We start from the raw sequence: 11,910 nt of genomic DNA, 5'->3' as shown, positions 1-11,910 counted from the left end.
GATGACATAACGACAACGAGGTCACCCCCATGAAACACGCCATCTCTCGCTGTATGCTCGCCGCCTGTGTAGCGAGCCTGCCCCTCTCGGCCCTGGCCGAGACCACCCTGCGCATGGCGCACTTCTGGCCGGCGGGGTCGAGCAACAACAAGGATATCTTCGAAGCCTGGGCCCAGAGCGTGGAGGAGGCCTCCGGCGGCGAGCTCAATGTGCAGAATTTCCCATCGGAGACCCTCGGCAAGGCCGACCAGGCCTACCAAGGAGCGATCAATGGCATCTCCGACATCGCCATCACCATGCAGGGCTACACCTCGGGGCGCTTCCCGCTCTCCGAGATCGTCCAGCTGCCCGGCGTCTCGGGCAGCTCGCCGCAGGGCTCCTGCATCCTGCAGACGCTGTTCGACGAAGGGCACATCAGCCACGAGTATGACGACGTCAAGGTGCTCTATCTGTTCGCCACCGGCCCGGCCTACCTGCATACCCGCGAACACGACCTGCAGTCGCCGGACGACCTGCGTGGCCTGCGTATCCGCCGGCCCAGCGACGTGGCGGGGGAGATGCTCGCCAGCATGGGAGCCCAGCCGATGGGCATGCCGGCACCCGATATCTATACCTCGCTGCAGCGTGGGGTGATGGATGGTCTGAGCTTCCCCTGGCAGGCGATGAAGGTCTTCGGCATCAACGAACTGGCCAACTACCATCTCGAGCTGCCCTACTACAGCGGCGTGGCGGTGGCGGTGATGAGCCGGCGCTCCTATGAGCGTCTTTCCGAAGAGATGCAGGCGGTGATCGATTCCCACTCGGGCATGGCCTGGGCACAGCGTGCCGGCGAGGTCTACGACCGGCTCGACCGGGAGGGGCGCGAGGAGGCCCTGGCCCAGGGCGGCACCATCCGCCAGGTGGAGGATGCACTGAACGATCCCGCCTGGTCGGCGCCATTGCGGGAGGGCACCGAGCGCTACCTGGCGCGTCTCGAGGCACGCGGCATCGACAATGCCCGGGAGGTGTACGAGCGCGCCCTTGCGCTGCGCGAGCAGTGCCGAGGCTAGCGCAGCGGTTCCGTTTTGGCCGCCAATGAGCGAAGGTAGAGCCAACCCGCTGCCGACCGAACGCCATGCTCAATCCCAGAATCAAGCTGCGCCACTTGCAGGCCTTTCTCGAGGTCGCCAAGCGGCGCAGCTTTGCCCGCGCCGCCGAGGCCCTGGCGATTACCCAGCCGGGCATGTCCAAGACCATTCGTGAGCTCGAGGAGACCTTGGGCACTTCGCTGTTCGAACGTATGCCGCAAGGGGTGGCGCTGACCCAGACGGGGCTGACACTGCTGCGTCATGCCGGGCCGGCGATTCGCGCGCTGGATGAGGGGATCATGGCGGTGGGCGATGCCCACCAGGGGGCGCAGTGGCTGCGCATCGGTGCGCTCTCCACGGTGGAGAGCCGGCTGCTGCCCGAATCGATTCGGCGCTGGCAGGATGCCTGGCCGGCGGCCGGCGTGGGGGTGAACGTGATGACCGGCTCAAGCGCCTTCCTGCTCTCCCGGCTGCGCGCAGGGGAGCTCGATCTGGTGGTAGGGCGCATGACCGAGGCTCGCGAGATCCGCGATCTCAACTTCGAGCATCTCTATTATGAGCCGCTGGTCATCGTGGCGCGCAAAGGCCACCCGCTGGCCAACGTCTCGCCGCTTGCTGCCGCACGGATGGAGGCATTTCCCTGGGCACTGCCACCACCCCAGACCACCCTGCGCCAACAGGTCGACAGCTTCTGCGTGCGTCACTCCCTGGCGCTGCCCACCACTTTGCTGGAGACGCTCTCGCTGCCGATCAGCCTCCACTATGCCCGGCACAGCGACGCGCTGTGGTTCGCTCCCCGCGAAGCGGCACTCGACGGCCTCGCGCGTGGCGAGCTTGTCGAGCTTTCCCTGCCACTGGAAGCCCAGGGGGGCTCGGTGGGCATCTGTACCAACGCCAGCATGCAGCCCTCGCTGGCGTTAGAGGCCTTCTGCGAGTCCCTGCGCGAGGTTGCCGCAGAGCGCTAGACTAACGTCGTATTAGGTATAACCATTTGGTTATGCCAGATAGACGACTCTTCACTTGGCGGGCCTGAGGCAACTCGCCACACTCGGGGCACCTGAAGGCTCCCTATTGGCGACAAGAGACCTCATCGATGACACACGATAACAAGCGCTTCGTGCAGCGCGACCGTGACTGGCACCCCCCCGCCTACGCTCCCGGCTACAAGACCACCGTGGCGCGCTCGCCTCAGCAGGCACTGGTCAGCCTGATGAAGCCCAGCGCCTCCGAGCTCACCGGCCCGGATTTCAGCCACTTGCGCATGGGCCCCCACGATAACGATCTGCTGCTCAACTTCCGCGGCGATCCCGAGCGGGTCAGCCTGCCGATCGGCGAGCGCATCATCATGTTCGGCCGCGTGATCGACCAGTTCGGCAAGCCCGTGCCGCATACCCTGGTGGAGATGTGGCAGGCCAACGCCGGCGGCCGCTATCGTCACAAGAACGACAGTTACCTGGCGCCGCTCGACCCCAACTTCGGTGGCGTGGGCCGCTGCCTGACAGACGAGCAGGGCTGGTACCGCTTCCGCACCATCAAGCCCGGCCCGTACCCCTGGCCCAACGATGTCAACAGCTGGCGTCCCGCGCATATCCACGTCTCGGTGATGGGACCGGCGATCTCCACCCGCCTGATCACCCAGATGTACTTCGAGGGCGACCCGCTGATTCCGATCTGCCCGATCGTCCAGACGCTGCGCAACCCCGAGGCCGTCGAGACCATGATCGGTCGCCTGGACATCGCGCGCAGCAACTCCATGGATTGCCTGGCCTACCGCTTCGACCTGGTGGTGCGCGGCGAGCTGCAGACCTTTTTTGAAAACCAGTAAGCGGGTTCGAGAATCAGTGAGGAGGGAATAAAGATGAAACAGCCCAACACCGTTCCCATGAGCGAGATGATCCTGCGCGAGACCGCTTCCCAGACCGCCGGCCCCTATGTGCACATCGGCCTGGCCCTGGCCGCCGCCGGCAACCCGACCCGCGACGAGGAGATCTGGAACGAGATGGCCAAGGCGGACGCCGAGGGTGAGCGCATCGAGGTGGTCGGCACCGTGATCGACGGCAACGGCGACCTGGTGCGCGACGCCTTCATCGAGGCGTGGCAGGCCGACAGCCGCGGCGAGTATCAGCTCGAGTACGATCTGCACAAGCCGTTCAACAGCTTCGGGCGTACCGCTACCACCTTCGATCACGGCAGCGAGTTCACGCTCAAGACCGTCAAGCCGGGCGTGGTCAAAACCGCCGATGGCCAGGCCATGGCGCCGCACATCAACCTGACGATCTTCGCCCGTGGCGTGAACATCCACCTCAACACACGCCTCTACTTCGAAGATGAAGCGCAGGCCAACGCCGACTGCCCGGTACTCAAGCGCGTCGAATCGCCGGCGCGCCGACAGACCTTGATCGCCAAGCGCGAGGAGGCCGACGGCAAGGTACGCTACCGTCTTGATATCCGCCTGCAGGGTGAAGGCGAGACGGTATTCTTCGATTTCTGAATCGTCATCACGACAGCGGATTTTTCGGCCTCGTCAATGCGGGGCCGAGCGTTTCTCCTAGTGGATGACCTCGAGACTGCATAAGGGGACGAGGGCGAGGCTCACTCTTCGGCAAACATCTCGAAAATCTGACGGCGCAGCCACTGGTTGCCGGGGTCGCGATGAAAACGCCGATGCCAGAAAAGATTGATGGGCACCTGAGGGAGTTCCAGGGGGGGAGGACGCATGCATAGCCCGAATCGCTCCCGGGTCACCTCGGCCAGTTTGTGCGTCACCGTCACGATCAAGTCGCTATCGGCGACGAGATAGGGTACGGCGGCGAAATTAGGTACTTCGAGTCGCACGGGGCGGCTCACCCCAGCCTTGGACAGCCAAGTCTCGACCTGGCCGTGCCCCGTTCCCTTGGCTACTACCACTGCATGCCGAGCGGCTTGGAACGCTTCCAGGGTGAAGGAGACTTGGCTGCAGGGGTGCCCCTCGCGCATCAGGCAGACATAGCGTTGATCGAACAGCCGCTGCTGGTAGAAACCGGCGCCGAGCTGAGGGATCAGACCGATCGCCAGGTCGATTCGGCCCTCCTCCATCTCCTGCTTCAGTTTCTCGTTGTGATTGCGCACCGTGCTCAGCGAGATGCCTGGAGCCTCTTGGGCCAGTCGCTCGAGCAGACGGGGCAGGAAGACGATCTCACCGATGTCGGTCATGGCGAAATTGAAGGTGCGGTTACTGGTTGTTGGTTCAAAATCCTCGGCCTGGTTAAGCGTTTCCTGTAGCTGCGTGAGAGCCTGGTGTACGGGAATATGGAGACGAGTGGCCAGAGGAGTCGGCATCAGCCCTTGAGAGGTGCGCTCGAATAGTTCATCTCCAAGGAGGGTGCGTAACCGCTTCAGAGAGTGGCTGACCGCGGGCTGAGTGAGGCCGAGGCGGAGGGCCACTCGTTGGGTGTTCATCTCCTGATAGAGGAGGTCGAACACCACTAGCAGGTTCACGTCGATCTCCGAGAGTTTGATCATGGCATTCTTATCCGTTTGGGGTGTTTCCCGCCCATCGGCACATGGGACATAGGTCGAGTGTCGATAGGCGAGAAACTCTTTAAATAATTGTTTTGTAATCTTATTAGCCCTGCTTATGCAGTGAATGCAGGGAGTTGTGTGGTCGCCGACAAGTCGCGTGCCTAGCGTGAGGGCACATCCTCCGGCCAGTTCACGGGAGCACGACCATGGTATCCGACCCTCAACCAGAACGCTTTTCTATCGGCATCATCGGCGGCGGCATTGGGGGCGTGGCCTTCGCCGTTGCCCTCTCTCGGGATCCGAGGCTCGATGTGCAACTTTTCGAAGCGGCACCGCATTTTTCCGAGATTGGCGCCGGTGTCTCCTTCGGACCTAACGCCGTTCGGGCTATTCAACTGCTCGGTCTGGAGCGTTCATATCGCCACATCGCCGATTCCTCCCCGCCCCCCTACGAGGACGTCTGGTTCGAGTGGCGTCGCTGGCATGACGATGCCTATCTGACTGCCTCGCTGGCGCCGGGTTGCGGTCAGTCCTCGGTGCACCGAGCTGATTTCCTGGATGCTATCGTAGCCAACCTGCCTGAAGGGATTGCTCAGTTCGGGAAGCGCTGTATCGAGGTCCAGCAGGATGCAGACGGCGTCGAGGTGGCTTTCGAGGATGGTAGCCGCCATCGCTGCGATATCCTGATTGGCTTCGACGGCATCAAGTCGGCGGCTCGGGAGCATGTGCTGCCTCCGGCGCAGTACGGTGACCTCGGCCCGTTGTGGAGCGGCACCTATGCCTATCGCGGGATGATTCCCACCGAGCAGCTGGAGGCGGCCATGGCGGCCAAGGGCGCTGACAAGCGCCTGGCTCTGGTACCGCAGATGTACCTTGGTCCTGATCGCCACATCCTGACCTTCCCGGTCAAGCAGTCCGAGCTGATCAATGTGGTGGCTTTTATCACAGACCGCTCCACCGCCACCCCTACGCTTCCTGAAGGCGAAGCGTGGGTCAAGCCTGTGAGCCAAGAGGAGATGCTGGGTGTATTCGAGGGTTGGGGCGCTGCCTCTCAGGCGATCTTGGAGTGCATTCCCGAGCCTACCCGTTGGGCGCTGCATGAACTGCCGGAACTGCCTCGCTATCACCGCGATCGAGTGCTGATCGTGGGGGATGCGGCCCATGCGATGGTACCCCACCAAGGGGCGGGGGCCGGCCAAGCCCTAGAAGACGCCTACGTACTGGCTAGTCTGCTCACCGATCAAGCCTGCACCCGGCACAACTCCCAGCAAGTTTTGGCGTCCTTCGAGGCGGTTCGTCATGAGCGTACCTGCAAGGTACAGCGCACCTCCCACGAAGCGGGGGACCTCTATGAGCTCAGCGCCCCCGGTATTGGCGATGACGAAGAAAAAGTAGCTTCCGAGTTGGAGACCCGCTTCGACTGGCTGTGGAACCACGATCCGCAAGATGACGTACTCGCCGCGAAAGTGCGGCTGGCCTGGGAGTCTACGTCTCTCACTGCTTTTGCCTGATAGCTTTCAGCAATTCACAGCACTGAAGGATTATTCCTAATAAAACCCACCATGGAATATACGCAATGACGATTAAAATTTTCGATACCCCTGAAGTGCAGGAATTCCTGAAGAGCGTTGCCGGTTTCGACCAGGAGGGTGCGTCCGCGAGCCAAGGAAGACGAGCAGGACCAGGCCAGCCAGCTGGCCGCTACCGCCAGGGTTTGACGCACGAACGAACCTCGTGACTTCATCCGAGTCATCAATGCCGATAACCTTGACGCCGGTAATTTAAGCCATAATTCGATGTTTTCCTGAAGAATACGAAAGGAGCGATACCCATGACAATGACAATTACTGCAGCTGTTGCCCGTGATACCGGCGCGCCTCTCTCTGTCGAAACGCTTGAGCTGGATGCTCTTCAAGATAACGAAGTTCGGGTAGAAATGGTGGCGACAGGAATCTGCCACACTGATGCCGTCGTGAGAGATGGTATTTATCCAACCCCATTGCCGGCTGTGTTAGGCCACGAAGGGGCCGGTGTCGTTACAGCAGTAGGGCGTACGGTAAGCAACATTGAAGTGGGCGACCATGTCGTGCTATCGGCCGCATACTGTGGAAAATGCAAGCAATGTAGAGCAGGGGAAATGGCATATTGCGAAAACCTGTTTGCGGAGGACTTTGGGGGGCGGCGTCGAGATGGCACAACATCACTGTCATGTCACGGCGAATCTATATCATCTCACTTTTTTGGGCAGTCATCATTTGCGACGCACGCCAATGTAGTGCAGGAGAGCGTCGTGGTTATTGATAAAGACGTCCCTTTAGAAATGATGGGGCCTTTGGGATGTGGTTTTCAAACTGGGGCTGGTGCTGTTCTTAACGAAATTAGACCAGAAGCGGGTACATCACTAGTGGTGTTTGGTGTTGGGGCAGTAGGGTCAGCGGCTATAATGGCTGCTAAGATTGCAGGCTGTACCACAGTCATTGCTGTAGATATTCATGACTCCCGGCTTAATGTTGCGCGAGAAATTGGAGCCACGCATACAGTAAACTCCAGTGGGTTAGATGTTGTAGAGGAGATTAAAAAAATTACGCGAGGAGACGGTGTTAAGTATGCTGTCGATACAACAGCCATTCCTGAAGTTACCAAGAAAGCTGCTGAAGCATTGGGGATTCGTGGAACATTGGTAATGGTTGGAGCGGCGGCGCCCGGAACAGAAGTTCCCTTTGAAGTAGGACTCTCTCTTGTAAAAGGCTGGACTTTCAAAACTGTGGTCCAAGGGAGCGCAATTCCTCAAGAGTTTATTCCTCGTTTGGTGAGCCTGTGGAAGCAGGGGAGATTTCCTTTTGATAAGCTTGTCAAATTTTATTCTATTGATGAGATAAATAAAGGCTTCGAGGATTCTAAAGATGGCTCTGTCATTAAGCCGATTGTAAGGCTTAAGTAGAGGATATTAACGTGATGCTGGCAGTGATTTGTCTTAGGTGATACTGAAAATGCCTGGCACAGCATATCGGCTTTTGCATGCGAAACTGTGATGTCTGATGCTAATTAAGGAGTTTTACATGCTTTCTGTAAAAAATGATGTTGTGAAGATTGGTCATTTAATTGCTGGTGATGTTGTGGAGACTAGCAAATATCGAGACCATATAGATCCGGGAAAACTCTCGGATGTTGTGGCTAAAGTGGCTGTGGGTACCGCCGAAGATGCTGATAGAGCCATCCACGCAGCGCATCAAGCTTACCTTTCATGGAGAAAGATTGAACCAAAGACTCGGGTCGATCTTATGATGAAAGCAGGTGAAGTTCTCGGTGACTGTGCTGAAGAACTGGCTCCACTTTTGGTTCGTGAGCATGGAGGCTTGCTTTGGGAAGCTCAGACTGACTTTGCTCTTGGAAAAGGAGTGTTACAGCACACGGCTAGCCTTGCCGAGAAATTTCTTGAGCCTATCAATATCGACGATGAACAGTGCACAATTCGTATCGAAAAACAGCCACGCGGGGTTGTGGCGGCCATAGTGCCTTGGAACATGCCGGTAGTTCTCACCATGATGAAGTTGGCGCCTGCGTTGGCGACTGGCAATACTTTGGTACTCAAGCCATCGCCATTCGCGTCTGCTGCGCTGACTATTGCCTTGCAGCGTATGGCGGCTCTGTTTCCTCCGGGTGTCATCAATGTTGTCCATGGTGATGCAGAAGTAGGCGAGGCCCTGACAACTCATCCGCTGGTACGCAAAGTTGGGTTCACGGGAGGGACGACAACCGCTCGTTCGGTGATGGCTAGCGCCTCTGGCACAATCAAGAACGTCACTCTTGAATTGGGAGGAAATGATCCGGCAATTGTGCTTGACGATGCCGATATCGAAAATACGTTGGATCGTATGATCCCGGGTATCTTTACACGTTCTGGGCAAATCTGCTTTGCGGTCAAGAGAATTTATGTGCCAGCGTCGATGCATGACCGCTTTGTCGACGCCCTATGCAGCCGGGTCGAAGAATTTGTGGTCGGCCATGGCTTGATGGAGGGAGTCAAGTTCGGGCCGCTTGCAACTGAGGCTCAATACCGCAATGTTTGCAAGCTGATTGATTCCACCAAGGCGTCGGGTGCCCGTGTTGTTGAACTGGGTCGCTTGGCAGAGGGGGTAGATAAAAATGATGGTTATTATGTGCTCCCGCATGTCGTTATAGGTGCGTCCCATAGCGACGAAGTGAGTTGCTGTGAGCAGTTTGGACCTATCATTCCAGTGATCCCTTACGATAATGAGGATCAAGTCGTCGAGTGGGCAAATGATACTGACTATGGCCTTGGATCGTCTATCTGGACGACTAATCATGAGCGTGGGATGAAGCTGGCCTCTCGCATCGAGGCAGGAAGCACTTTTGTCAACACCCACTCCTTTGAGTCCCTGGACCTTCGAATGCCATTTGGCGGCATCAAACTTAGCGGCATAGGGCGTGAGTTCGGGGAGGCGGGGCTTTCTGAGTATGTTGAAGATCATGCCATTCGCCTACTTAAATAAACAGGGAGGCGCCGTGGTTATCGGCTGATCCCACTGCTCGGTGTATGCACAGCCATTACCGATCTGGATGATCAGGCTTCGCTTCCTAACGACCACCGCCATGAAATTTCCAATGAACTCAACAGGGATGAGTTTTAAATGAGGTGAAAAATTTCATGATCTCAAAGTTAACAAGGATTGAAAGCTAGAAAAGAGACACTCTATAACGACAGCTTGAAGAAGCTCTGATAATGCCCCTTCACGGATAACGCCCCGTTCGCCGATTCTCCACCAGCACCTCCAAGATGGCATTCGCCTGGTGCATGATCGGCGAAGGTTGCTCGCCTTTGCGCCGGCTGCAGATCACCGGCGAGGTGATGCTGCGGTCGTCGAGGTAGGTGAATACGATGCCATCGCGCTGCACGCGCTTGACCTGCTCCGGCACCAGAGTGATACCGATTTCCGACGCCACCAGGCTCAGCGCGGTCTGCAGCTCGTTGGCTTCCTGGGCCACGCTGACCTTGAGGCCCTGGCGGCGGAATAGCCCCAGGGTGATGTCGGCCAGGCTAGGGCGTGGTTTAGCCGGAAACAGCACCAGCGGGTAGTCGGCGAGCTCGGCAAGGGTCGGGCGGATGTTGGCCAGCGGGTGGTCGCTGGGCAATGCCGCCATCAGCGGCTCGTCGAACAGCACTTCCTGCTCCACGTCGGGGTCGTCGATGCGCAGGCGACCGAAGCCGATATCGATACGTCCCGCCTTGAGCGCCTGGATCTGCTGCACGGTAGTCAGCTCGGCGAGGGTCAGCTCGACATCATCCTTTTGTCGTAAATCGCGCACCAGCAGCGGCAGCTGGCCATAGAACACCGAGGGCACGAAGCCGATGCCGAACAGGCGGCGCTTGCTGCGTGCCATGCGGCGTGTCGCGGCGGTGGTGACCTCGACCTTCTCCAGTATCTGCAGGGTATGCTCATAAAAGAACTGACCCGCCGCAGTAAGGCGCAGTCCGCGCGGGCTGCGATGAAAAAGGTCGGCACCTAATTCAGACTCCAATTGCTTGATTTGACGCGATAAAGGCGGTTGCGCCATGTGCAGTTTGGCGGCTGCGCGGGTGAGGTTGAGCTCCTCGGCGACGATGCAGAAGTAGCGCAAGTGGCGAAGCTCCATGATACCTCCTGAGTATGGCTGAGCACTCAAACGATATTGGTTGTACAGGCCAGACGCAATCAGACTGCCCTTCAGTCACCGCCAACCGATTGCTGGAGCGCCATCTCTCATGTCCGCCGTCATCGCCGCCATCGACACGCTGCTGGTCGACCTGCCGACCATCCGCCCGCACAAGCTCTCCATGACCACCATGGCCTGTCAGACCATGGTCATCGTGCGGCTGCGCGACAGCGACGGCGTTGAGGGCTTGGGAGAGGGTACCACCATCGGTGGCCTGGCCTACGGGCCTGAGAGTCCCGAGAGCATCAAGCGCAATATCGATGCCTACCTGGCGCCGCTACTGATCGGCCAGCCGGCCAGCAACGTCAACGTCCTAAGGGCGCGACTCAATCGCCATGCGCGTGGTAACACGATCGCCAAGTCGGCGCTGGAAACCGCGCTGCTGGATGCCCAGGGCAAGCGTCTGGGCTTGCCGGTCGCCGAGCTGCTGGGGGGGGCGCGCCACGATCATTTGCCGGTGTTGTGGACCCTGGCCAGCGGCGATACCCAGCGCGATATCGACGAGGCCTTCCAGCGCCTGAGTGACCGTCGTCACTGCGACTTCAAGCTCAAGATCGGTGCCAACCCGGTCGACCACGACGTCAAGCACGTGGCGGCCATCAAGGAAGCCTTGGGTGACCGGGCCAGTGTACGCGTCGACGTCAACCAGGCTTGGGACGAGTCCACCGCGGTACGTGGCATCCAGGCCCTGCAGGACGCCGGCATCGATTTGATCGAACAGGCGCTTCCCGCTCGCGAGCATGATGGCCTGATCCGCCTGGCCAACCGCTTCAACGTGCCGATGCTGGCCGACGAGGCGGTACAGGATGCCCGCGATGGCTTCGAACTGGCGGCGGGCGGCTTCAGCGGCGCCTATGCACTGAAGATCGCCAAGTCCGGAGGCCTCTACGGTGCGCTGGAGCTGGCCCACCTGGCCCAGGCCGCAGGGATTGGACTCTATGGCGGCACCCTGCTGGAAGGGACCATCGGCACCGCCGCCTCGCTGCACGCCTGGGCGACCCTCGGCGAGATGACCTGGGGCACCGAGATGTTCGGCCCGCTGCTGCTCAAGGACGACATCGTCACCCAGCCGCTCAACTATCGCGAGTTCGGTGTCGATCTGCCGAAAGGTCCCGGGCTCGGCATCACCTTGGATGAAGACAAGCTGGCGCATTACGTCCGCAAGGACTGATGCCCGAACGAGGAGGAGCATCACATGCTGTTTCAGGTGGAAATGACCGTCAAACTGCCGCCAGACATGCCGGCCGAGCAGGCCGCCAAGATCAAGGCGACCGAGAAAGCCTACTCCCAGGAGCTACAGCGCGCCGGCAAGTGGCGCCACCTGTGGCGGGTCGCCGGCAGCTACGCCAACGTCAGCGTGTTTGACGTCGAGGATAACGCCGAGCTGCAGGAGATCATCTCCAACCTGCCCCTTTTTCCCTACATGGAGATCAGCGTCAAGCCGCTGTGTCGCCATCCGTCGTCCATCCGTGAGGACGACACCTGAGTTGCATCATCACGCCAATTCTCGCCCCAGGCGGGACACAACGACAAAACGATTGAGGAAATCGCCATGACCGTGAAGATTTTCGATACCCCTGAAGTGCAGGAATTCCTGAAGAGCGTTGCCGGTTTCGACCAGGAGGGT

12 protein-coding genes are annotated in these 11,910 nt (G+C 59.3%); 9 read left to right on the top strand and 3 right to left on the bottom strand.

Annotated features, from left to right (window positions below; genetic code table 11):
- The first annotated feature begins 29 nt into the window (after positions 1-29).
- From HJD22_RS00060 to pcaG, 4 genes are all read left to right on the top strand, one after another.
- Positions 30-1,049 carry a TRAP transporter substrate-binding protein gene (locus HJD22_RS00060; RefSeq protein WP_208653932.1) on the top strand — a complete coding sequence of 340 codons (1,020 nt, stop codon included), beginning with the start codon at positions 30-32 and terminating at the stop codon, positions 1,047-1,049.
- Positions 1,050-1,114: 65 nt separating this feature from the next.
- Positions 1,115-2,032: a pca operon transcription factor PcaQ gene (pcaQ, locus tag HJD22_RS00055; RefSeq protein ID WP_208653933.1), complete on the top strand. Its 918-nt coding sequence runs from the start codon at positions 1,115-1,117 to the stop codon at positions 2,030-2,032.
- Between the two features lie 128 nt (positions 2,033-2,160).
- Positions 2,161-2,892: a protocatechuate 3,4-dioxygenase subunit beta gene (gene pcaH / locus HJD22_RS00050; RefSeq protein WP_208653934.1), complete on the top strand. Its 732-nt coding sequence runs from the start codon at positions 2,161-2,163 to the stop codon at positions 2,890-2,892.
- Positions 2,893-2,949: 57 nt separating this feature from the next.
- A complete protein-coding gene (gene pcaG, locus HJD22_RS00045; RefSeq protein WP_208656718.1) occupies positions 2,950-3,558 on the top strand; it encodes a protocatechuate 3,4-dioxygenase subunit alpha in 609 nt (202 codons plus the stop codon).
- A 101-nt stretch (positions 3,559-3,659) separates the two neighbouring features.
- On the opposite strand, the gene HJD22_RS00040 is transcribed toward pcaG, so the two are convergent.
- Positions 3,660-4,568: a LysR family transcriptional regulator gene (locus tag HJD22_RS00040; RefSeq protein ID WP_208653935.1), complete on the bottom strand. Its 909-nt coding sequence runs from the start codon at positions 4,566-4,568 to the stop codon at positions 3,660-3,662.
- A 206-nt stretch (positions 4,569-4,774) separates the two neighbouring features.
- Between HJD22_RS00040 and salA the strand changes: the two genes are divergently transcribed.
- Positions 4,775-6,079 carry a salicylate 1-monooxygenase gene (gene salA, locus HJD22_RS00035; protein ID WP_208653936.1) on the top strand — a complete coding sequence of 435 codons (1,305 nt, stop codon included), beginning with the start codon at positions 4,775-4,777 and terminating at the stop codon, positions 6,077-6,079.
- A gap of 14 nt (positions 6,080-6,093) precedes the next feature.
- Here the strand turns inward: salA and HJD22_RS00030 are convergent, their stop codons facing one another.
- Positions 6,094-6,291 (bottom strand): hypothetical protein, encoded by a 198-nt coding sequence (locus tag HJD22_RS00030; protein WP_208657036.1) that lies wholly within the window; start codon positions 6,289-6,291, stop codon positions 6,094-6,096.
- 108 nt (positions 6,292-6,399) lie between these two features.
- Here HJD22_RS00030 and HJD22_RS00025 point away from each other — a divergent pair, with 108 nt between their 5' ends.
- Positions 6,400-7,509 carry an NAD(P)-dependent alcohol dehydrogenase gene (locus HJD22_RS00025; RefSeq protein ID WP_248730031.1) on the top strand — a complete coding sequence of 370 codons (1,110 nt, stop codon included), beginning with the start codon at positions 6,400-6,402 and terminating at the stop codon, positions 7,507-7,509.
- Positions 7,510-7,627: 118 nt separating this feature from the next.
- Positions 7,628-9,082, top strand: a complete 1,455-nt coding sequence (locus tag HJD22_RS00020; RefSeq protein ID WP_208653702.1) for an aldehyde dehydrogenase family protein — start codon at positions 7,628-7,630, stop codon at positions 9,080-9,082.
- 238 nt (positions 9,083-9,320) lie between these two features.
- On the opposite strand, the gene HJD22_RS00015 is transcribed toward HJD22_RS00020, so the two are convergent.
- Positions 9,321-10,223, bottom strand: a complete 903-nt coding sequence (locus HJD22_RS00015) for a LysR family transcriptional regulator (RefSeq protein WP_208653701.1) — start codon at positions 10,221-10,223, stop codon at positions 9,321-9,323.
- Between the two features lie 109 nt (positions 10,224-10,332).
- On the opposite strand from HJD22_RS00015, the gene HJD22_RS00010 reads away from it, so the two are divergent.
- Together HJD22_RS00010 and catC are read left to right on the top strand one after the other, a co-directional pair.
- A complete protein-coding gene (locus HJD22_RS00010; RefSeq protein WP_208653700.1) occupies positions 10,333-11,454 on the top strand; it encodes a muconate cycloisomerase family protein in 1,122 nt (373 codons plus the stop codon).
- A gap of 24 nt (positions 11,455-11,478) precedes the next feature.
- Positions 11,479-11,769 carry a muconolactone Delta-isomerase gene (gene catC, locus HJD22_RS00005; protein WP_208653699.1) on the top strand — a complete coding sequence of 97 codons (291 nt, stop codon included), beginning with the start codon at positions 11,479-11,481 and terminating at the stop codon, positions 11,767-11,769.
- The last annotated feature ends 141 nt before the right edge of the window (positions 11,770-11,910 follow it).

This window comes from Halomonas sp. TA22, assembly GCF_013009075.1.
GTDB lineage: Bacteria > Pseudomonadota > Gammaproteobacteria > Pseudomonadales > Halomonadaceae > TA22.
Note: the sequence above shows the minus strand (reverse complement) of the source record. Positions and strands in the feature narration are given on the sequence as shown.